Source organism: Oceanobacillus caeni, from assembly GCF_042678465.1.
GTDB classification, from domain to species: Bacteria; Bacillota; Bacilli; order Bacillales; family Amphibacillaceae; genus Oceanobacillus; species Oceanobacillus caeni.
The window spans coordinates 284,835-307,227 of the sequence record NZ_JBHTKV010000001.1; the positions used below are offsets into that span (position 1 = coordinate 284,835).

Sequence of the window (22,393 nt, forward strand, 5' to 3'; positions counted from 1 at the left end):
TCCACTTCCTAAATATAATACCTTCACTCAGCATCCATTGGCTGAGTGAAGATAATTTTCAACCGATATTTCTATTACGTTAGCTACTCCATTTTACTTTGGGCAAAATTAATCTTGAGACTTTCAGAATAGTAGAATGTTAATTCACCTTTTTAGCACTTCCCCAATGCATTTCTCGCAAGCGGAATTTCTGTAGCTTACCTGTAGCCGTTTTTGGTAAATCTTCCACAAACTCTACCATTTTTGGAGCCTTAAAATGCGCCATATTATTACGACAATAATCAATTATATCTTGTTCAATTACTTTCGCATCCGGTTGAAGAACAATAATTGCTTTTGGTACTTCTCCCCACTTTTCATCTGGTACGGCAATAACCGCCGCTTCCAATACATCTTGATGTTTATAAAGAACTCCTTCCACCTCTGTAGAAGAAATGTTTTCTCCACCCGAGATAATTAAATCTTTCGCACGATCACGAATTTCAATATATCCATCTGGATGGGTAACTGCTAAATCACCGGTATGGAACCATCCATCTTTAATCGCTTCTTCCGTTTTTACAGGATCCTTATAGTATCCTTTCATAACAACGTTTCCTCGAGTAACAATTTCCCCCAATTCTTCCCCATCCCAGTTTACTTCCTCACCATCTGGTCGAATTACTTTTGTTTCTCCGTTAAAAGCAAGCTCAATCCCTTGTCTTGCCTTAATTGAAGCTTGATCATCCATAGACTTGGAGTCAAAAGCTTTCTTCCACTCACAATATAAAATAAATGGCGATGTTTCTGTTAAACCATAAACATGCATCATATCTAATCCTAAAATCTCTTGCGCCTTTTGAATTAGTGCCGCTGCCGGGGGTGATCCCGCTGTCGCCATACGTGGACTTGTCGTAATCTTTGCTTCTTTTGCGTTTGGATCATTAACGAGCATATTAATTACAGTTGGTGCCCCACATAATAAAGTAATTCCTTTTTGTTCAAATAAATCTAGAATTTTTGGAGGATCAACCTTTCGTAAACAGACATGTGTAGCTCCAGCTGCAGTTATTGCCCAAACACCTCCCCATCCATTTGCATGGAACATAGGTAATGTGTGCAAATATACATCATCATGTTTGACGTTTAGATGGTACATGAAATCTGCTGCATTAATATAATTACTGCGATGAGTTTGCATAACGCCCTTTGGCCTTGAGGTAGTTCCACTCGTGTAGTTGATTGTAAGTAACTGATTTTCATCTATTTCGACTTCTGGAGGTGTAGCTGAAGATGCATGATTAAGAAATATTTCGTAGTCTATACTTTTTAGCGAAGAATTGTGTCCTTCTACAGGGACTAAAATGATGTTCTCTAATGATAAGTTGTCTATAATTTCTTCAATTGGTGCAGCAAACTCTGCATCGACAATTAACATTTTTGCATCACTATGATTAATAATGTATTCCATATCAGATGCTGAAATCCGATAGTTTAATGGAACCGTTACCGCACCTAATTGACTAATTCCATAGAAGCTTTCAAGCATATAGTGTGTATTTGGTAGCATTACCGCAACATGATCACCCTCCCGGATACCAGCTTCATGTAAAGCAACCGCTAATCGATCTGTTCGCTCCCCAAATTCCCTATATGTAAATTCCTTATTCTCATCAATCACAGCAATTTTGTCTGGATAATATTTAATCGCTCTTCGTTTCCAATCAAGTGGAGTTAGTGGTGTAATCATCCATAACAGCTCCTTTTCTATTTAATTACTTTTAATTCTTCCGAGCTCAAAAATGTGCTTTGTACTTAATCTTATTAGCCATGTTTTTCAACTGAGTTGAAACCGATTACATATATCTAATTTTAGTGACAGAGTAAGTAATTGTCAATAAAATTAAGTTAATTCGTATTAATCGAAATAATAAATAACTCCTTACATTGGCAAGGAGTTATTTACTAGTATTAATTTACATATTCCCCTATAAATGATTGTTCAAAAAAGAGGTTGAAAAAGATCGAGCAAAAGAAATATTCTTTTAACCCTTTGGATACTTTTCATATTCCCTTTTCTTCAATAAGTAACGTTGTGTCTTTCCGCTTTGAGTTTTTGGAAATTCATTTATAAATTCAATTTCCCTAGGATATTGATGTTTGGACAGCTTGTTCTTCACATAAAGACTTAACTCTTCCTTAAGTGCTGCAGATGGTTCATAATTTTCATTCAGGACAATGAATGCCTTTACAATTTCACCTTTTGTTTTATCCAGCTTACCTACTGCTGCTGCTTCTAATACTGCAGGATGTTCCATTAGACTAGCCTCTACTTCCGTTGGCCCGATGCGATAACCGGCACTTGAAATTACATCATCAGCACGGCCTTGGAACCAAAAGTAACCATCCTCATCTTGTTTAGCAAGGTCTCCGGATAAAAACCAATTACCTAGCATTTTCTCTTTTACTTTTTCGGGGTTTTTCCAATACCCACCAAAGCCAGTGATATCATCCGATAAATCCAGTGCTATTTGACCAGCCTCTCCTCGATTAACCGGATTCCCCTCTCCATCCACTAATGCAATATTGTATCCCGGTAGCGGTAAACCCATTGATCCAGGTTTTATTGCCATATTAGTAATATTGTAGTTATTTACAATCATGCCTAGCTCTGTAGCACCATAGTGATCATATATCGCTCTTCCGTTTAACACTTTCTTTTAGGGTTTGGTTAAGATTCTTAGGTCTATTTTTATAGGTCTTCATATTTATACCATTAATGGTTTCCTCATGGATAAGAGGTTGCAATTCGTTCCAAAAACTTAGCATATCCTATCCTCCAATATATTAAAGTCTTTTCTAACATAAAGAAGACTTCCATCAGTGAAGGTTTTTCCATCATCCCCCATTGAGGTTAGTCGTACTTATTAGACCTTTATGAGCAATTGATCTCCTACCTTCCTTGTTTCACAGAAGCTTAAGGTGAGAGAATTTAAGGAAGACAACAATATAGAATATTCTGCAAATAAAGTCCATATAGATACCAGCGTTGTGTATAATACATTAGGCAGGAAAGAAAGGTTGATACTTCCTGCCTAATAATTGGTGTTTTGGATCAATATTAAATGCCTATAACGCTAATTGGTTTTCAACCTGTTCACGAAGTTTAGCCTTTAGGAATTTACCAACAGATGTTTTCGGAATTTCATCTAAAAATAGCACATCATCAGGTAACCACCATTTTGCAAATTGTGGTCGTAAAAATTCAATAATATCTTCCTTTGTAACTTGGTGCCCCGGACCGTCTTTCAAGACAATACAAGCGACAGGTCTTTCCTGCCATTTTGGATCAGGAACGGAAATAACACAAGCTTCAAAAACGGATTCATGTGCCATAATTGCATTTTCTAAATCCACAGATGAAATCCATTCCCCACCACTCTTAATTAAATCTTTCGTGCGATCTACAATTTTAATAATACCTTCCTCATCAATAGTTACGACATCCCCTGTATGTAACCATCCGTTTTGAAAGGATTCCGAATTACTATCTCCTTTGTAATAAGCATCTGCAATCCAAGGACCGCGAATGAGTAGTTCACCCATTTCTTTTCCATTAGGCTTGATTTCCCCGTTTTCATTCACTGCTTTTATTTCAATTCCGGGAACTACTAATCCTTGTTTAGAAAGTATTTCTAGACGTTCATCGTCTGGAAGTTCTGATTGATAACTTTTAAAACGTGTTACCGATACAAGTGGAGTGGTCTCTGTCATGCCATATCCGTGCAAGAATGGAATTCCATACTTGGATTCAAACATATGAATCATGCCTTTTGGTGCCGCGGAACCACCACATAATAAACCCCGTAGACTGCTAGTATTATATGTTCCTTCTTCCAATTCTTTTAGCAAACCTAACCATATCGTTGGAACCCCCGCTGAAAAAGTAACCTTGTATTTTTCTATCATTTCTGCAATTATTTTTGGTGTCATGTTAGGACCCGGAAATACTTGTGTTGTCCCCATCCAAGTAGCTGCGAATGGCATACCCCAAGCATTTACATGAAACATCGGAACAACTGGTAAAACAATATCCGATTCGGACAAAGCTAGGGTGTCTTTCATACTTAATGCCATACTGTGTAAATAGATCCCTCGGTGGGAATAGATTACACCTTTTGGTTTTCCAGTTGTACCGGATGTATAACAAATTCCCGCTGGATCATTTTCTTTAATTTCTGCTGTAAATTCATAGGAATTATCAGCCCTTTTCAACAATTCTTCATAGGAATAAACTTGATGTAGAGAGGATTCTGGGAGTGTATTATTATCTGTCATGATAACAAATGCTTCTACTGTTTCTAATTCGTCTTTAATATTTTCAATTAGTGGAAATAAATCTTCATCTATTAACAATACTTTGTTTTCCGCATGGTTTATAATATATATCAAATGTTCTTTGGACAGTCGAAAATTAATAGTGTGAAGAACCGCCCCCATACTTGGTACAGCAAAATATGCCTCTAAATGCCGGTGATGGTTCCATGCAAGTGTTCCCACACGGTCTCCTTTTTTTACTCCCAATGATTCAAGAGCACTGCCTAATCGTTTCATTCTACTTATGATATCCTTATAAGTGAATGTTTGAACACCATTTTGTGTCCTTGAAATAACTTCTTTCTTTGGAAAATATTGCTCAGTTCGTTTAATCATAGAGGCTATCGTTAATTGTGTATCCATCATGATACATTCCTCCTTTGTCTTTAGACTCATTGCAAACGTTTACAGTATACTATAAATTTAAAATATTTGAAACCATAATGTCAAGTTTAATCTGGAAGTGAACTAGATGTTTAATGTTCATCCATCAACGACTAGATGTTTTCTCGGAAAGTGCTACTTTTTTAGGAAGTAGCACTTTATACTCTTCTTAAATGAGCCATTTGATGAGATGCATTTAATCAATAAACGTTCCTATAGCAATCTATTATTCCGCGCATCTTCCGCTAGCTCCATTAGGTTAGAAATACCTTTATTTAAAGTAGAAAAACGCTCATCCTTTACTTCACCAATTTTCCATCTATAATAAAGTTGCTGTAGAATTCCCGCTAATTTATAAAAGCCAAATGTTAAATAAAAGTTAATATCGGTTACATCTCGACCAGATAATTGGACATATCTTTCCAGAAATTCTCTTCTATTATAAAAACCTACATTACTTGTCACAGCGGTAATCCCGACATCTACATCCTCGTCAATCCAGTATGCAAGAGTGGAGCCTAAATCGGTTAGTGGATCACCTACCGTTGCTAACTCCCAATCAAAGACTCCAACGATTTTACTTGAATCGTTGCGATCAAACATCATATTATTTAATTTAAAATCATTATGAACAATGGTAGCCTCTTCATTCGTAGGTAGATGATCCACTAACCATTTTTCAATGTTTTCGATGTTTCCTTCTATATCATCTGTCTTTGAATTTTTATGGCGCTTCATCCAGCCATAAACCTGACGAGTTAGATATCCCTCTGGTTTCCCAATATCACGAAGATTTGATTTTTCAATATCAATACTTTGCAAATCAACTAAGGCTTTAATAACCGCTTCAGATACATTTCTACCAGTTTCTTCTGTTTTTCCAAATTGCGATGGGATATCATCATCAATTACAACACCATTTCTTTTTTCCATGATATAAAAATGTTTATCCATTATTTCAGGATCCTCGCAATATATGAAAGGCTTTGGAGCTAAAGGAAAAACAGGATTAATCTTATCTAATATTCTGTATTCCCTTTCCATATCATGTGCCTTTGGAGGAGTATATCCGAATGGAGGTCTTCTTAATACCGCTTCCCAATTTCCAATTTTAATCATGTAGGTTAAATTCGAATATCCTTCCGTAAATTGCTTAATTTTCATTTCTCCATTAGGAATTCCATCTAAATTTGCACGAATGTAATCTTCTACTTTCTTCCAATCTATTGATCTATCGGCTGTATCCTTTTGCATTAACCTATCCTCCTTTCTCTGTTTACCAACTATTATTTTCCGGCGAAATTCGGGGGGCGCTTTTCTAGGAACGCTTGTATTCCTTCCTTGGAATCTTGTGTTTGAAACATGAAGGATTGAACGATATTTTCTTGCATGATGCCTATTTCATGTGAGAATTCACTTGCATGATTTAATAGATATTTTACAAACCGATTTGAAATTGGTGGTCCTTCTACCACGAATTGTGCAAATTCTGTTGCGTCTTCTAGTAAATTCCCGCTTTCGGATAATCGATTTACAATTCCTTTTGTATAAACTTCTTCTGCAGTAATTCTTCTACCAGAAACCACCCATTCTTTTGCGGTTTGTAATGGTACATTATCGGCCAATAATTTGATAAGACCTAAATCGGGAGTTAAACCTATGTTCCTGAAACTAGAAATAAATAACGTATTCTTATCAGCAATAACAAAATCGGAAGCTAGTGCAAGACTAAATCCTGCCCCAGCCGCAAATCCATGCACTGCCGTAATCACAAATTTATCCAAATTAAGGATTGTTTTCGTTAAGACGGATGTTTCTTTCATCGAATCCATCACTTCTTTCGGGCTACTCCCCGGTTTCATGGAGTCGATATCTCCTCCCGCACAAAAGGCTTTCCCTTCTCCAGACAAAATGATAGCCTTCACATCATCATCTTTTTCTGCATCCTTAAGAGCAGATAGAAGCGCAGACACTAAATCATCGGAAAGGGAATTTCTTTTATCTGGTCGATTCATGGTAAGATAAGCAATTTGATTTTCTTTCCGTACTTTTAATACTTCCACATATTCTCACCCCGATTTTTGAAGATTATTTTTGTAACGTTTTTAAACTTTTTTCAGCAACCTCTTTAATCGCCTGCTCATAACCCTCTCTTAACTCTTCAACAATTTCAGCAACGGTCTGAACTTTTGTAATTGGTCCAATACCTTGCCCAGCACCCCAAATATCTTTCCATGCTTTTACTTCCTTATTTCGAAGTTCCGAGAAGTCAATCTTATCTTTCTTCTTCAAATTATTTGGATCAAGTCCCATTCCCTCAATACTTGGAATTAAATAGTTTGCGTGGATCCCACTAAATGCATCTGTATAAACAATATCCTCAATAGATGATTCTACAAGCATCTCCTTGTATCTATCTTGTGCCATACTTTCTTCTGATGGAATGAATCTTGTACCTATGTAGGCGTAATCCGCTCCTAAAATTTCCGAAATTAGAATATCTTCCCCTTTTGACATCCCACCAGATAAAGCGATAGGTCCATCAAAGAACTCTCTTACTTCATGAACGAAAGAAATTGGGTTGTACGTCCCTGCATGTCCGCCTGCTCCACTTGCAACAAGAACTAGACCATCTGCTCCTTTTTCAATTGCCTTTTTAGCAAATTTAATATTGATTACATCAGAAAATACAATTCCATCATATTCACGAACAATTTCAACAACTGGTTCTGGATCACCAAGAGAGGTAATAACTACTGGAGGTTGATATTTTCTAATTAACTCTAAATCTTCCACATAACGTTTGTTGGAACGATGAACGATAAAGTTAACCCCCCATGGTGCAATTTTCTTATCTGGATTTTCACGTTTTAACCTATCTAACTCTGATGTAATTTCTTTCATCCAATTCTCTAACATTTCATCTGTTCTTGCATTTAAAACTGGAAAAGTACCAATGACTCCTGAGGCACAGGAATTGATAACCATTTTAGGACTATTAATTAAAAACATTGGTGCAACAATAACTGGTAAATCTACTGAATTTCTAATTCTTTCTATTGCTTCGCTACGCATGAATGAACCTCCATAGAATTTATTTATGTGTGAATACAGGTTTTCTTTTTTCGATAAATGCACTAACTCCCTCTTTCGCATCTGCTGTTACAAATAGATCATTAAATAATTGTTTCTCCATTTGTAAGCCCTCTTCTAACGGCAATTCACTTCCCACATTTACTAAGTGTTTTATTCTACTTAAAGCTTGAAGAGATTGACTCGCTAATTTACCTGCGAGTTTTTCAGCTGCTTCCATCCCTGTTCCTTTTGATACAACTTGGTTTACAATTCCTAATCTATAAGCTTCTTCAGCACTTAATGGATCTCCCGTAAACATCATTTCTTTCGCTTTAGAAGGTCCAACAATTCTTGGAAGGCGCTGTGTACCCCCACCGCCTGGTAATAAACCTAGATTCACTTCAGGTAGTCCAATTTTCGCATGATCCTCTGCAATTCTAATATCACAAGCTAAAGCCAGTTCTAACCCACCACCAAGTGTAAATCCATTTAACATGGCTATCGTTGGTTTTGGAATACTTTCAATCCCATTTAGAACGGCATGAATATCAATTTCATCCTCTTTTTTTACGTCACGATCAGGGAACTCTTTAATATCGGCACCAGCCATAAAAGCTCTATCTCCTGCACCTGTCAGAATAATAGAGATTATCTCGTTGTCTTCTTGTAGTTGTTTAAATACGATATCTAATTCCTTATTTACTTGTTGACTAAGGACATTCATTGGAGGATTATCAATCGTAACTGTTGCAACCCCATTTTTTTTACTCACAGATAATAATTCAAGCATGTCATCATCTCCCTAATATTTTATTTAATAGAATATAAGGTTTGCATTCTCTTTTCTAAAGATATGCAAACCCTTCTCTATTTATTTGATTACCCCGATTTCTTCCAAAATCTCTTTTGTATGTTCCCCTAATTTTGGTGCTAGATTTTTTATTTCTCCAGGGGTCTCTGATAGTTTAATTGGAATTCCAACTTGTTTAATCGATCCTAATTCACTGTGATTTACATTTTTAATCATTTCTCGTGCTTTTACTTGTGGGTTTTCTATCATCTCATCGAATGAAAGAACTGGTGCCACACATGAATCTACCTCAGAGAAAATTCCCATCCATTCATCTAGTGACTTTTGTGAAATAATGTTTTGAATTTCTATTTTCATTTGATCTTGAACTTCCATTGGTGCATCTAATTTCGAAATAAAATCTTCTCTCCCTATGGCTTTACAAAATTCATTCCAGAATTTTAGTTCAAGTGCCCCAACAGACAACCATTTTTCATCTTTCGTTTGGTATACTTCATAGCAAGCTAGTTTCCCACTTAAAACTAACTCTCCTCTTTTCGGATGTTCATTTGTAGCCAGAAAACCTGGTAAAAGGGTTGGTAGCCAAGAAATAACCCCATCTAACATCGAAATATCTACTATTTGACCTTTACCAGTTTTTTCCCTTCCAAATAATGCAAGTAAGATACCAACTGCGGCTGGAAGAGCCCCTCCACCAATATCAGCTATTTGTGCTGCTGGAATTTGGGGTTTTCCATTTCTTTCACCCATCAAATTTAACAAGCCTGCATAACTAGTATAGTTAACATCATGGCCCGGAAAATTAGCGTATGGACCATCTTGACCATATCCTGTTATCGCACAATAAATGATACCTGGATTCACTTCTCTTAACGTTTCATAATCTAATCCCAATCGCTTCATTACCCCAGGTCGGAATGATTCAATTACTACATCAGCTTCTTTAACAAGCCTAAGAAAGCTTTCTTTACCTTCAGCTGATTTTAAATTCAAACATACACTCTTCTTATTTCGATTTAATGAATGAAAGAATGCACTGTCCTTATCTAATTTTGGTAGGTTTTCCCTTGCATAATCACCAATACCAGGTTCCTCAATTTTAATAACCTCTGCTCCGAAATCAGCAAGAAGCATCGAGCAGTAGGGTCCAGGTAATAACCGTGATAAATCTAATACTCGAATGGATGTTAATGGCAATGGGTTTCCTCCTTTCATATTAAAAAGTAATTATTTTCTATCAATCTAATCTTTCAATAATGGTAGCGTTCGCCATACCGTGTCCTTCACACATCGTTTGTAGTCCGTAGCGGCCACCAGTTCTTTCTAACTCACTCATCATCGTAATCATTAAACGACCACCACTAGCACCAAGCGGATGACCCAGTGCGATTGCTCCTCCATTTGGATTTAATTTCTTAGGATCTGCTCCAGTTTCCACTAACCAAGCCATAGGTACAGGCGCAAATGCTTCGTTTACTTCAAAAATATCAATGTCATCAATGGTAAGTCCTGATTTTTCAAGTGCTTTTTGTGTAGCTGGAATTGGACCTGTAAGCATTAATGTTGGATCAGAACCTACAACTGTACGCGTATGGACTTTGAATCTAGGTTTTAATCCTAGTTCTTCTGCTTTCTCACGTGACATGAGAAGAATAGCATTTGCCCCGTCACTAATTTGACTGGAGTTACCAGCCGTAATATTTCCGTCTTCTTTAAATGAAGGTCTTAGACTCCCCAATTTTTCAACACTGGTATTTTCTCGTGGCCCCTCATCATCTTTGAGTACCGCTGTAGTGCCATCTGGTAAAGTAACTTCTAATGGCATAATTTCTTTCTCGAATCGTCCTTCTTTACGAGCTTTAATTGCTTTTTGATGACTTTCTAGTGAGAACGTATCCATTTCTTCACGAGAGAATCCCCATTTTTCCGCAATGCGGTCAGCTGATAATCCTTGGTGGATCATTTCATATTTCGATGTTAATTCTTCACTAAAATCAACATCTAAACGGTTCGCCCCCATCGGCACACGAGACATGTTTTCAATACCGCCAGCAATAACAACATCCATATCGCCACTAATAATTGCCTGCGCCGCAAAATGAACAGCTTGTTGGCTAGATCCACACTGTCTATCTATTGTGGTACCGGGGACTTCAATAGGGAATCCTGCTTGTAATGCCGCAACCCTTGCGATATCCAATGATTGCTCCCCGACTTGGGCAACACAACCAAAAATGACATCTTCAACTAAACTTGGAGAAATACCAGCTCTTTTCACTACTTCCGCTAACGGTTTCGCAGCTAAATCCTCCGCACGCATCCCACTTAATGCACCATTTCTTTTTCCGACAGGCGTTCTAACCCACTCCACCATAACAGCTTCACGCATATTCCTATCCCTCTTTCATTCGTATTTTTGAAATCCCTTACATTCTAAACAGAATCAAAATTAACCTTTTACGATTAATAGTTACTTTTACTGGAAAATAGACCACCTACAAATATTCCATCGATTTAGTCTATTGTATTTTAAACATTCGGAATTTTACATGTGCAATTATACCATTAACCTATATAAAAAAGAAAGATTATCTAGGCTGCATACGAATTGCGCCATCTAAACGAATTGTTTCCCCATTTAACATTGGATTTTCGATGATACTTTGTACTAGTTGTCCGTATTCCTTAGGATATCCTAGTCTAGAAGGGAAAGGAACCATAGCACCTAATGCCGTTCTAACTTTTTCTGATGCTGTTGCAAATAATGGTGTTTCAAATAATCCAGGTGCAATTGTAAGCACTCTAATACCTTCAGAAGCCAAATCTCTAGCAATTGGTAATGTCATACCAACAATACCGCCTTTCGAAGCACTATACGCTACTTGACCTATTTGTCCTTCATAGGCAGCAACCGAAGCAGTATTGATAATTACTCCCTTTTCTCCATTCTCATTTGGTTCATTTTCACTCATCTTTTCTGCAGCAAGACGAATGGCATTAAATGTTCCAACTAAATTTACTTGTATTACTTTGTTAAATGTTCCTAGGTCATGTACTCCTTTTTTACTGCTATAGGTTTTTTCAGCAATTCCAATTCCAGCACAGTTAACAAGTGTATTTATATTGCCGAATGTACTTACAGCATGTTCCAGAGCTGCTTGAACACTTTCTTCACTAGTTACATCTGTTTTAATGTACGTAACGTTTTCTCCAAGTTCTTCTACTAAATTTCTTCCTCTATCTTCCTGCAAATCTAGAATCGTTACTTTTCCACCTTTAGAAATAATATTTCGGGTCGTAGCTTCGCCTAGTCCCGATGCTCCCCCTGTAATAACAGCTGATACTTGATTTAATTCCATAAATAGCTCTCCCCTCATGATTTAATTAATAAGGATTCTTAATAGATAATCTGAAATAGATTTTGCTAATTCATTTTTATCTTTACTGCCATCTGATGAATACCATTCAATAACATAGTTCATCGCACCTAAAATGATATTTCGAACAATCTTCGTATCTACTTTATTAAAGTAGCCGCTTTCTATCCCTTGTGCAATAAGTTTATCGATACAATGACTATATTTCTGCCTTAACGAAATTATTTCTTGTAATTGATCACCTGCAAAAAATTGATCTGGTCTTGCTCCCATTGCAAATCCAGTTCGTTCCGTAATTAAAAATTCGATGTGAACAACCATGACTTTTTGCAATTTCTCAATAATAGGTAATTCTTTAGACATTATCTCCTCGATGTTTTGAATACTTTGTTCTAGTAGCATTTTTTGACTTTTAAACAATAAATCCTGTTTATCTTTGAAGTAATAATACACCGAACCTTTTGTCATCAGAAGCTTAGCAGCAACGTCTTCCATTGTCGTTGCATGATAGCCTTTTTCTGCAATAATACTTAATGCAGATTGGATGATCTCTTTCTTTTTCTTTTCGGCCTTCTTTTCTCGTAATGACAAAATGACACATCCCTTAGGTAATATATTCTTATGTAGTTAATACAATTCTAAATATTCATTTTTTAAATGTCAAGTTAAATTTGAAAAGGCGCAAAAGCACTTAAAAAAACAAAATGAGAAAAGTAAATGGTCATGTTACATAAAGAAGTCCATCATTGGGGGGAGTTCTTCATCCCCACAATGATGGGATCTTTACGGCGTAGACATAACTTTCTCTCTACCATCAATCAATTAATTTAACGTTATTACGAAAAGTCCGTAATTATATTAAAACCATATGTTTGATAATTAGACATTGCATTAAACACATCGGTAACACCATCTAATGATATTTCTCTTGATATAAGTGATTTAGGATTTAATTTTCCTTGTGCTATCAATCCTAGTAATCCATCGTATTCTGTTCTAGGATTTCCATAGCTACCAATAATCTCCAATTCACTTAAAGTCACTACATCTATTGGTATATCAACAATCCCAGACTCCTTACTAGTTGTAATACCAATTTGCACATGTCGTCCACCTTTTCTTAATGACAGAATTGAATTTAAGATGGTTTCTCTTATACCGAGTGCATCAATGGAAGCTTGTGCACCACCTTTTGTAATTTCTTTAACAGCCTCAGGAACATTTTCTTTACGAGCATTTATTGTTACGACTGCACCTTCTTTTCTTGCCATATCCAATTTCTTATCATCAACGTCTACTGCAATTACTTGTGCCCCAACAGCACTACCAACCTGAACCGCTGACAAACCGACTCCGCCTGTTCCATTAACTACCAACCATTCACCTGGTTTTATATTTGAACGACTAATTCCATGAAAACCGGTCATATAGCGGCACCCTATTGCAGCAGCTGTTAATGAATCCACCTCATCCGGAAGATGAACTAAATTAAAATCACCATTTGGTATATTTATATATTCTGCATAAGCCCCATCCTTTACCGTTCCATACACTTGGGAATGCTCACAAATATTCGATCTTCCACTTAAGCAATAGGAACAGTGTGTACAAGCCTCATGAAATGGTGTGGATACTCTGTCACCAGGCTTGAAGTTTTTTACCTCTTTTCCTACCTCTGCAACAACTCCTCCCATCTCGTGGCCTGGAATAAGCGGTAGCTCTGTAGTTAATCCTACCCAATCCAAATCACCCATCCACGTATGCCAATCACTACGACAAACTCCACTTGCCTCCACTTTTACAATGACATCATGTGGTCCCGGTGTTGGATCTGGTACATTCCCTACCCTTAAAGGTTTCTTTAACTCAATTATTTGTGCTGCTTTCATGTTATTCCTCCCCATTTATATATTAATAGTTTGACAGCTAACGGTCCCTAAACCGTATTTACTATTAAACATCCATACCTCTACAGAATAATATTTTTCACCCCCATCGATTTATCATATTTTTAATTTGATACATGATCGTTACAAAATCATCTGAATCCATATCTGCTAATATTCATTAAATAATGGGAATAATTAAAGCTTATTTAGCCTCCCTTGTCACTTCAAATTTTGATAACCCTTACATTAATCTCCATCTTTTTTTCATCTATTGATACGATAATAGATTCTCTACACCCTCTGTAATACGCTCCACATTCGGTAGCCAATCATCCTCAACCGTTTGGACAGGATAAGGAGTATCATAACCTGTTACCCTTACAATTGGTGCTGCTAGAGAATATAAGCATTCTTCACTTACAATAGTTGCAATCTCTGCTCCAACTCCGCCAGTTTTCACTGCTTCATGAACAATCATTAATCTACCTGTTTTATCTACAGATTCTTTAATTGCTTCTGTATCTATTGGACTAATCGTTCTTAAATCAATTACTTCCAAGTTAATCCCCTTTTCTTGAAAAGCTTGTGCCGTTTTCAATACCATTGGGACGGTTCCACCATATGTGGCGATGGTGGCATCTTCTCCTTCTTTTATAACGGATGCCTTTCCAATTGGAATCTCATAAGGTTCTTCAGGTACCTCTTCCCGACTAGAACGGTATAGTTTCATAGGTTCAAAGAAAAGCACTGGATCCTCTTCACGAATAGCAGAAATGAGTAATCCTTTTGCATCATATGGGTTAGAAGGTATTACCACTTTCAATCCTGGTGAATGCATAAATAATGCTTCTAGACTATCAGAATGTAATTCCGGTGATCTTACATTTCCACTAAATGGACTTCTAATTACCATAGGGACTGTAAATCTGCCGCCAGAACGATACCTCATTCTAGCCGCCTGTGCACAAATTTGATCCATTGTTTGATAAATGAATCCAAGGAACTGAATTTCTGCTATTGGACGCATTCCATTCATAGCTAAACCAACTGCTGTTCCGATAATTCCTGACTCTGCCAAAGGAGTATCAAATACACGATCTTCTCCAAACTTTTTCTGCAAGCCATCTGTCGCTCGAAAAACCCCACCATTAACTCCAACATCTTCTCCTAAAATAATCACATTTTGATCTTTTTCCATTTCCTGTTCCATCGCTTCTCGAATGGCTTCAATCATCGTGAGTTTACGCATACTATTCCTCCTAACGCTCTAGCCTATTTTTAAATTCCTCTCTTTGCTTTAACAACTGTGGATGAGGTTTTTCATAAACATAATCAAATGTTTCATGAGCGGGTGGTAAAGGTGTCCCCTCAAAATCCTTTACGGCTTTTTCAATTTCTTCCTCAAATTGCTTAACCATTTCTTCCTTTCTTTCTGTCGTTAATAAACCTTTATTCATTAAGAAACGTTCGAAGCGAACAATTGGATCTTTTTTAACCCATGCGTCCACATCTTCTTGACTTCGGTATTTCGTCCAATCATCTGCAGTAGTATGAGATTCCCTGCGATACGTAACCGCTTCAATTAAAGTTGGCCCTTCTCCCTTTCTCGCCTTTTCAATAGCTTCCTTCGCTACTTGATAGCAAGCTAAAACGTCATTCCCATCGACTCGGACACCTTTCATTCCATACGCAATTGCTTTTTGTGCAATGGTTTCGCTAGTTGTTTGCTTTTCAAATGGGGTACTAATCGCCCATTGGTTGTTTTGGCAGAAAAATACGATAGGAACATTATAAACAGCTGCAAAGTTTAGTCCTTCATGGAAATCACCTTGTGATGTTGCTCCGTCCCCAAAATAAACGGTTGTCACACTATCTTCCTTCTTAAGTTTAGATGCCCAAGCACAACCAACAGCATGCGGTACTTGCCCAGCTATGATTACTTGGATAGGAAATAGTTTGGCATCTTCTGGTGGTCTATTTCCTCCAAAATAACCTTTCAGATAGCTTAAAAACTGTTTTAAACTTGTTCCATGTATCATGGAAACTAAGGATTCTCGATAACTTGGTACAACCCAATCTGTTTTCGATAATGCCAAGGCACTTCCTACCTGTGCTGCTTCTTGACCCGAAAAAGGTCCATAAGTTCCAATCCTTCCTTGTCGGTGTAACTTTAGAAATCTTTGATCCATGATTCTTCCTTTTAGCATCCAATAATGCATGTTTTGAAGAAGCTCATTATTTAAGTTTAAATCGTTTAACGCTGCTTCGTTATATTCCCCTCTTTCATTTACTATTTGATACATCTCCGTTGGTTGATGTTTTTCGAAAATATTAATCATCAAATTCTCCCTCCATTTACCTTACTTCTAAAAGTAATGATTCTGGGTTTTCTAGTATTTCCGTTAACGAGTTCATAAATAGACCCACTTCCAAACCATCCATTATTCGATGATCAAAAGATAGTGCATTCCCCATCATCTTTCTAATCACTATTTCTCCATCAACGACGGCTGGTTTATCTTCAATTTTATAAATGCCAAGAATAGCAGCCTCGGGATAATTTATAATTGGAGTGGCATATGTACCTCCACCCATACTTCCAGTACTACTTATCGTAAACGTTCCACCTTGCATATGTTTTGGTAGCAGTTTACCCTCACGTGCTTTATTCGATAATTGATCTAGTTCCAACGCTATTTCAATAATGGACTTTTTGTCTGCATTTTTTATGACTGGAACAACTAGCCCACCTTTTGTGGCTGTAGCAATACCAATGTTGTAATATTTCTTTAAAATAATTTTTTCCTTTTCCGTATCTAAAGATGAGTTTAGGTAAGGGTTTTCAATCAGTGCTTTCGTAACTGCTTTAATAATAAAAGGAAGATAAGTGAGCTTACAGCCATGTTTCTCAGCAAATGGTTTTAGTGAATTTCGAAATTCTACTAATTTAGTAACATCGAATTCACCCATTCCTGTAGCATGAGGAATTGTATAGACAGACTGAACCATCTTCTCACTGATTTTTCTTCTTAAACCTCTGAACGGTATTTCTTCTATTAATTCAGTTGAATGAATATCAAAACTTGGATGAACGGAAACGGTTGAATGATTTTCTGTAATAGTTTCTGCTTGCCTACCAGTTTGACTAAAATTCCGAACATCTTCTTCTATTACTCTTCCACTTGGTCCTGTTCCTACTACTTCCTCAATATTGACTCCCAGTTGACGTGCCAATTTACGCACAGTCGGAGCAGCTCTAACTCTTCTAGGTGGCTTATTGTTATTTTCAATACCGTATTCCATTGTTTTACTTTCGATTGCTTTTACCTCTTGTTTGGACTTGCTTTCTTTCTGAGGACTATCCTCTTTGGATGATTTTCCTGTTTCATCAATGGTGATTAATACATCACCGACATGAATAACTTTGCCTTCTTCTCCCGCTAATGAAACAACTTTTCCCGCAACTGGAGAAGATATTTCAACAACAGATTTATCTGTTTGCACCTCTACAACAGGATCATCTGCTTTTATGACGTCTTCCTTTTTCACAAGCCATCTCACTATTTCCGCTTCATGTAACCCTTCACCAACATCAGGAAATTTGAACTGATAACTCAATTTCGTTCACCACCAATTAATCGAATTTTTTTATAAAGAAGACTTCCATTAATGGGGGTTTTCTTTCATCCCCCACTAAATGTTAGTTGAACTAATCAGGTTACTACAGGCTATCCACCCCCACTTGGATTTCTTGGTTATAACTCGACCTCTTGAAATGGGAAAATTACTACCAGTTAAGACGCGATAAAGAGTAATTGCTTTATTCTATTCTTATTCGTTATAAAATATACGGGAAAAGGAATATAAAGAAGACTCCTATCAGTAGGAGGTTTCCTTCACCACCACCTACCTTCTTTATTTCTCCAGAAGCTTGAGGTGGAAGTCTAACTGCCCGTTTAGATGGGATAAATAATAGATATCCTAGATTGAGAGAATTTAGTGCATAAAGATAGGCAGTATCATATAAACGACACTGCCTTACATAGTAAAATTTAATTAAGTTGTTTAGGTTCTTTTTGCAAAACGTACTTCAATACTTTACCTGACGCATTTCGTGGCAATTCATCGATAAACTCAACCATTTTTGGCTTTTTATAGGATGCTAAATGTTGTTTACAATAATCAATAACTTGTTCTGCCGTTAATGTATGATTTGGTTTTGTCACGACAATAGCTTTGACACTTTCTCCCCAATCTTTATCTGGAATTCCGATTACTGCGCATTCCAGAATTTCAGGCATTTGATAGAGAATTTCTTCAATCTCAGCAGGATAAATATTTTCTCCCCCACTGATGATCATATTCTTTTTTCTATCTACTACATAAATGAAGCCTTCTTCATCCATCTTGACTAAGTCACCACTATGGAACCAACCACCTTTAAAGGCTTCCTCTGTTGCTTCTGGATTTTTATAATACTCTTTCATGACGGTAGGTCCTCTATAAACAATTTCTCCTACTTCTCCTATAAGAACATCATTCATACTTTCGTCAACTATTCGTATCTCTACGTTCAGATAAGGTTTCCCTACAGAATCCGTTTTTCTAAGTGCATCTTCTCCGGAGTTACTTGTTGTAGTGGCGGTTGTTTCAGACTGACCAAAGTTGTCTATTAATATGGCATTCGGAAACGTTTTAAGCATTCGCTTCTTTACTTCTAGCGGTGTAATGGCGGCACCAGTAGAAGTAACTTTAACAGAAGAAAGGTCATATTCATTAATGTTTGATACTTGTAATAGGAAGTTCCACATGGCAGGGACCAAAAACAAAATGTTAATTTCCTCTTTTTCCACCGTACTTAAAACATTAACTGGATTAAAATCACGGTGAATAACGGTTTTTCCACTAGTTAAGCACGTTAACATCGTAAGAAGTAGTCCAGCAATATGGAATTGAGGAACGCTAATTAGCTGGGTATCCCCTAAATTGGACTTTGTATCGTAAATTAAATTCATTGTATTTACTGTAATATTCTTATGTGTTAAAACTGCACCTTTTGGTCGACCAGTTGTACCGGAAGTATAAACAATATAGCAAGGATCATCATCTATTAGATTTTCAATAGGTTTATATGAAAATTCACTTTCGAAAATAGATTCATAGCTCATAAAATCGTCCGGCACTTGATTTGTACCAACTACTACTATTGTTTCTACTTTTTTTAAATTACCTCGAATGGATTGAATCAATTCAATATATTCGTTATCAATAATTAAAATTTTTGTATCCGAATTATTTACAATATACTCTACTTCACTTGAACCTAGCCGGAAGTTTATCGGCACTCCAACTCCACCTGATAAAGCTGCTCCAAATGCAACCTCTGGAAAAGCCATGGAGTTCTTTAACATAAATCCAATTTTCTCTTCCTTTTTAATACCTTTTCCTTGAAACCATGCTGCTAGTTTCGAAGCTCTAACATCGATTTCTTCAAATGTTACTCGCTCTTCTTCATAAACATAGGCTTCTGCTCTCGGTGTTTTATGTGTAGCCCTTTTCAACATTTCTCCTACTAATAATTGATTTGATAAAGTTAAAGATGAACTAGTCAGTACTTACACCTCCTAATTTTTCTTCTTTCGTTGTGTAAGAAAAGTCCATTAGATTAATTCCATTTATCGACCTGAGAAAATAAAATATTTTCTGAATCGCAAAATTCACGTTAACATAAACCCACCATCTACTAGCATATCAGTCCCCGTGACATAGGAAGCTTCTTTAGATGATAAGAATGCAATAACATTTGCAATTTCCTCTGGTTGACCAATACGATTCATCGTGGTTTTCTTCTTGACGATCTTCAACAACTTCTCATTTTCCGCGTCAACCAGTGACGTTTCAACAAAACCTGGAGAAACCGAATTAACTCGGATACCATTTCTAGAATACTCAAATGCCATTGCCTTTGTTAGATTAATAACAGAAGCTTTAGCTGCACTATAATGCGGGAATAGTGCACCAGGCTTATGTCCGGAAAGGGATGCCACATTAATAATCGATCGATCCACATTCGGATTCTTACTTGAACTGTCCATCATTACTTTCCCAATCCATTTCGATACTAGAAACACACTATTTAAATTAAGCCTTTGGATTTCCTCCCAATCCTCATAAGAGGTTTGTTGAATAGTTGAATTAAATAGCCCTCCAGCATTATTTACTAAAACGGTTACATCACCAAACTCCTTTTCCACATAATCCGTTAAATTCTCCACTTCCTTTTCAGAAGTTACGTCACATGCAAAAGGAAATGCTACTTGGCTATTCCGACTATTATTAATCTCACTGGCTACTTTCTCCAATTTTGAAACAGTTCTTCCGACTAGAATTACTCTCGCACCTTCTGAAGCTAACCTTTTCGCTGTTGCTTCCCCAATACCACTTCCAGCACCAGTAATAAGCGCAATTGCATTTTCAAATCTCTTCATCGTTATCCTCCTAATGTTATTGTTTTTTCAAGATATATTTTTATTTAAATTCTCGCTCTTCCCACCACGGGTAGAAGTCTGGCATATCGGAACTTACTCTCAGGCTGAAGTTGGGTTTACGCTTTTCAAGAAAGGCCTCTACCCCTTCTTGAACATCCGCATTTCTACCGGTCCAGTAAATATATTTAGATTCTACTTTATGAGATTCCATGGGATGGTCCGCTCCAAGCATTCTCCACATCAGTTGTCTATTTAATGCGACAGACATAGCAGATGTATTTTCAACAATTTCAGCTGCTAGTTGTCGTGCTGTATTCAATAACTCATCAGCAGGAACTACCCTACTAACTAACCCATGTTCTTTTGCTTCCTGAGCTGAAAAAACTCTACCAGTCGTTACCCATTCCATCGCTTGATTAATCCCAACAATTCTTGGTAGAAACCATCCACTACACGCTTCTTGTGTGATTCCTCTTCGTGCAAAAACAAATCCCATCTTTGCATTTTCAGAAGAGATACGTATATCCATTGGTAAAGTCATTGTAATTCCAACTCCAACTGCTGGGCCATTAATCGCTGCGATAATAGGTTTGTTAAGTTCAAAAATTCGTAGAGAAACTAAGCCCCCACCATCACGGTAATCTTCCACAGAAGTCTCGGAACGGAATATACTAGCATCTTTATCTAAATCGGCACCGGCACAAAACGCTTTACCTTCCCCTGTCATAATGACTACTCTCACTTCATCGTTTTCATCCGCATGATCCAAAGCCTGGATAATCTCATCTCCCATAAACTCAGTATACGCATTTAATCGATCTGGTCGATTTAATGTAATCGTCATGATATTGTCCATAATATTTGTTTTAATCGTTTTAAACATATTTCTCCCTCCTCTTTTTTATATATTCAGAACAAACTTATAACTAAGAAGCCATCATTTATTTTGATGGCTTCTTAGTTTGCAGATTGAAAGGTATACATTTATATGATTTCATCGTTTTCATTACGAACTCGGACTAATTGCTTCCCAATATTTTCACCCCGGAAGAGTCCCGTAAATGCTTTCGGTGCATTTTCAAGTCCATTTACTATATTCTCTCGATAGGTTAATTTTCCTTCTTTCACCCATTTCCCTAGTTGTTTGTATCCTTCATCAAATCGCTCGTAATAATCACCGACAATATACGCTTTCATTAACGCACTACGATTTAGTAAATAACGTTGGATACGTGGTCCAAAGGAAGGTTCCGTATTGTTATATTCGGAAATAATGCCACAAACTGCTATTCTAGCTTGGAAATTCAGCAAACTCATAACCGCATCGGAAATTTCACCACCAACATTATCGAAATAAATATCTACACCATCCGGACATTTTTCCTTCAGTGAGGCTTTAACATTTTCTGTTTTATAATTAATCGTTGCATCAAAACCAAGTTCTTTTTCCAGATACGTATTTTTTTCATCTGATCCCGCAATCCCAACAACACGACAACCATTAATTTTAGCAATTTGACCTACCACAGTACCTACTGCTCCAGCCGCTCCTGAAACAACCACCGTTTCTCCTGCTTTAGGTTTCCCAATATCAAGTAAACCAAAATATCCAGTAAGTCCAGGCATACCTACTACACCTAATGCAGTAGAGATTGGAGCCAAGTTGGGATCGACTTTTCTTAATCCCTTTCCGCTTGTTACAGAATAATCAGCCCAATTTAATCGTCCTTCTACGACATCTCCCACCTTGAATTTGTCGTGTTTGGATTCTATAATTCTTCCTACGACGCCACCGGTTAAGACTTGATTAAGTTCAAATGGGGACGTGTATGTTTTAACCCCATTCATTCTACCTCTCATATAAGGATCAACCGATAAATAAATGGTTTGAACCAGCACTTCACCATCGTTCACCTTAGGTACTTGATTTGTTTGCAATTTAAAGTTATCATCTGTCGGCATTCCTTTTGGTCTACTTACTAATAAAAACTCCCTATTTGTTCTATTAATCAT

The 22,393-nt window shown here is 36.9% G+C and carries 19 protein-coding genes and 1 pseudogene; all 20 read right to left on the reverse strand.

Going from position 1 to position 22,393, the window contains the following annotated elements:
* Positions 1–139: 139 nt before the first annotated feature.
* A complete protein-coding gene (locus ACFQ18_RS01385; RefSeq protein ID WP_145542792.1) occupies positions 140–1,729 on the reverse strand; it encodes a long-chain-fatty-acid--CoA ligase in 1,590 nt (529 codons plus the stop codon).
* 295 nt (positions 1,730–2,024) lie between these two features.
* A pseudogene (locus ACFQ18_RS01390) lies at positions 2,025–2,684 on the reverse strand (AMP-binding enzyme); the annotation flags it as partial.
* A complete protein-coding gene (locus ACFQ18_RS01395) occupies positions 2,668–2,808 on the reverse strand; it encodes a hypothetical protein (protein ID WP_379565549.1) in 141 nt (46 codons plus the stop codon). The pseudogene ACFQ18_RS01390 and the gene ACFQ18_RS01395, both read right to left, overlap by 17 nt.
* 300 nt (positions 2,809–3,108) lie before the next feature.
* Positions 3,109–4,722 carry a long-chain fatty acid--CoA ligase gene (locus ACFQ18_RS01400; RefSeq protein WP_186301031.1) on the reverse strand — a complete coding sequence of 538 codons (1,614 nt, stop codon included), beginning with the start codon at positions 4,720–4,722 and terminating at the stop codon, positions 3,109–3,111.
* 231 nt (positions 4,723–4,953) lie between these two features.
* Positions 4,954–5,994 (reverse strand): phosphotransferase family protein, encoded by a 1,041-nt coding sequence (locus ACFQ18_RS01405; protein ID WP_047184844.1) that lies wholly within the window; start codon positions 5,992–5,994, stop codon positions 4,954–4,956.
* A 32-nt stretch (positions 5,995–6,026) separates the two neighbouring features.
* Positions 6,027–6,803 carry an enoyl-CoA hydratase/isomerase family protein gene (locus ACFQ18_RS01410; RefSeq protein ID WP_257454685.1) on the reverse strand — a complete coding sequence of 259 codons (777 nt, stop codon included), beginning with the start codon at positions 6,801–6,803 and terminating at the stop codon, positions 6,027–6,029.
* A gap of 25 nt (positions 6,804–6,828) precedes the next feature.
* Positions 6,829–7,815: an NAD(P)H-dependent flavin oxidoreductase gene (locus ACFQ18_RS01415; protein ID WP_047184845.1), complete on the reverse strand. Its 987-nt coding sequence runs from the start codon at positions 7,813–7,815 to the stop codon at positions 6,829–6,831.
* Positions 7,816–7,834: 19 nt separating this feature from the next.
* Positions 7,835–8,605, reverse strand: coding sequence for an enoyl-CoA hydratase (locus tag ACFQ18_RS01420; protein WP_047184846.1), 771 nt, complete (start codon positions 8,603–8,605; stop codon positions 7,835–7,837).
* An 81-nt stretch (positions 8,606–8,686) separates the two neighbouring features.
* Positions 8,687–9,823 carry a CaiB/BaiF CoA transferase family protein gene (locus ACFQ18_RS01425; RefSeq protein WP_204797659.1) on the reverse strand — a complete coding sequence of 379 codons (1,137 nt, stop codon included), beginning with the start codon at positions 9,821–9,823 and terminating at the stop codon, positions 8,687–8,689.
* Positions 9,824–9,863: 40 nt separating this feature from the next.
* A complete protein-coding gene (locus tag ACFQ18_RS01430) occupies positions 9,864–11,015 on the reverse strand; it encodes a thiolase family protein (RefSeq protein WP_047184848.1) in 1,152 nt (383 codons plus the stop codon).
* Between the two features lie 199 nt (positions 11,016–11,214).
* Positions 11,215–11,985, reverse strand: a complete 771-nt coding sequence (locus tag ACFQ18_RS01435; protein ID WP_047184849.1) for a 3-hydroxyacyl-CoA dehydrogenase — start codon at positions 11,983–11,985, stop codon at positions 11,215–11,217.
* Between the two features lie 21 nt (positions 11,986–12,006).
* Positions 12,007–12,594 (reverse strand): TetR/AcrR family transcriptional regulator, encoded by a 588-nt coding sequence (locus ACFQ18_RS01440; RefSeq protein ID WP_047184850.1) that lies wholly within the window; start codon positions 12,592–12,594, stop codon positions 12,007–12,009.
* A gap of 245 nt (positions 12,595–12,839) precedes the next feature.
* On the reverse strand, positions 12,840–13,892 hold the full coding sequence (locus ACFQ18_RS01445) for a zinc-dependent alcohol dehydrogenase family protein (protein WP_047184851.1): 1,053 nt from the start codon (positions 13,890–13,892) through the stop codon (positions 12,840–12,842).
* Positions 13,893–14,160: 268 nt separating this feature from the next.
* Positions 14,161–15,141, reverse strand: a complete 981-nt coding sequence (locus ACFQ18_RS01450; protein ID WP_047184852.1) for an alpha-ketoacid dehydrogenase subunit beta — start codon at positions 15,139–15,141, stop codon at positions 14,161–14,163.
* Positions 15,142–15,151: 10 nt separating this feature from the next.
* Positions 15,152–16,231, reverse strand: coding sequence for a pyruvate dehydrogenase (acetyl-transferring) E1 component subunit alpha (pdhA, locus tag ACFQ18_RS01455; RefSeq protein WP_244986858.1), 1,080 nt, complete (start codon positions 16,229–16,231; stop codon positions 15,152–15,154).
* Positions 16,232–16,247: 16 nt separating this feature from the next.
* Positions 16,248–17,510 carry a dihydrolipoamide acetyltransferase family protein gene (locus ACFQ18_RS01460; protein WP_047184853.1) on the reverse strand — a complete coding sequence of 421 codons (1,263 nt, stop codon included), beginning with the start codon at positions 17,508–17,510 and terminating at the stop codon, positions 16,248–16,250.
* Positions 17,511–17,944: 434 nt separating this feature from the next.
* On the reverse strand, positions 17,945–19,504 hold the full coding sequence (locus ACFQ18_RS01465) for an acyl-CoA synthetase (protein WP_276516037.1): 1,560 nt from the start codon (positions 19,502–19,504) through the stop codon (positions 17,945–17,947).
* Between the two features lie 105 nt (positions 19,505–19,609).
* Positions 19,610–20,380, reverse strand: a complete 771-nt coding sequence (locus ACFQ18_RS01470; protein ID WP_204797660.1) for an SDR family NAD(P)-dependent oxidoreductase — start codon at positions 20,378–20,380, stop codon at positions 19,610–19,612.
* 40 nt (positions 20,381–20,420) lie between these two features.
* A complete protein-coding gene (locus ACFQ18_RS01475; protein ID WP_047184856.1) occupies positions 20,421–21,263 on the reverse strand; it encodes a crotonase/enoyl-CoA hydratase family protein in 843 nt (280 codons plus the stop codon).
* A 101-nt stretch (positions 21,264–21,364) separates the two neighbouring features.
* Positions 21,365–22,393, reverse strand: a complete 1,029-nt coding sequence (locus ACFQ18_RS01480; protein ID WP_047184857.1) for an NADP-dependent oxidoreductase — start codon at positions 22,391–22,393, stop codon at positions 21,365–21,367.

Excerpts from the sequence above, each read along its gene's own strand:
- pdhA (WP_244986858.1), bottom strand. The coding sequence starts at position 16,231 with ATGATTAATATTTTCGAAAAACATCAACCAACGGAGATGTATCAAATA.
- ACFQ18_RS01480 (WP_047184857.1), bottom strand. The coding sequence starts at position 22,393 with ATGATTAATAGAACAAATAGGGAGTTTTTATTAGTAAGTAGACCAAAA.
- ACFQ18_RS01385 (WP_145542792.1), bottom strand. The coding sequence starts at position 1,729 with ATGATTACACCACTAACTCCACTTGATTGGAAACGAAGAGCGATTAAA.
- ACFQ18_RS01430 (WP_047184848.1), bottom strand. The coding sequence starts at position 11,015 with ATGCGTGAAGCTGTTATGGTGGAGTGGGTTAGAACGCCTGTCGGAAAA.
- ACFQ18_RS01415 (WP_047184845.1), bottom strand. The coding sequence starts at position 7,815 with ATGCGTAGCGAAGCAATAGAAAGAATTAGAAATTCAGTAGATTTACCA.
- ACFQ18_RS01450 (WP_047184852.1), bottom strand. The coding sequence starts at position 15,141 with ATGCGTAAACTCACGATGATTGAAGCCATTCGAGAAGCGATGGAACAG.
- ACFQ18_RS01400 (WP_186301031.1), bottom strand. The coding sequence starts at position 4,722 with ATGATGGATACACAATTAACGATAGCCTCTATGATTAAACGAACTGAG.
- ACFQ18_RS01475 (WP_047184856.1), bottom strand. The coding sequence starts at position 21,263 with ATGTTTAAAACGATTAAAACAAATATTATGGACAATATCATGACGATT.
- ACFQ18_RS01395 (WP_379565549.1), bottom strand. The coding sequence starts at position 2,808 with ATGCTAAGTTTTTGGAACGAATTGCAACCTCTTATCCATGAGGAAACC.
- ACFQ18_RS01435 (WP_047184849.1), bottom strand. The coding sequence starts at position 11,985 with ATGGAATTAAATCAAGTATCAGCTGTTATTACAGGGGGAGCATCGGGA.
- ACFQ18_RS01420 (WP_047184846.1), bottom strand. The coding sequence starts at position 8,605 with ATGCTTGAATTATTATCTGTGAGTAAAAAAAATGGGGTTGCAACAGTT.
- ACFQ18_RS01445 (WP_047184851.1), bottom strand. The coding sequence starts at position 13,892 with ATGAAAGCAGCACAAATAATTGAGTTAAAGAAACCTTTAAGGGTAGGG.
- ACFQ18_RS01470 (WP_204797660.1), bottom strand. The coding sequence starts at position 20,380 with ATGAAGAGATTTGAAAATGCAATTGCGCTTATTACTGGTGCTGGAAGT.
- ACFQ18_RS01405 (WP_047184844.1), bottom strand. The coding sequence starts at position 5,994 with ATGCAAAAGGATACAGCCGATAGATCAATAGATTGGAAGAAAGTAGAA.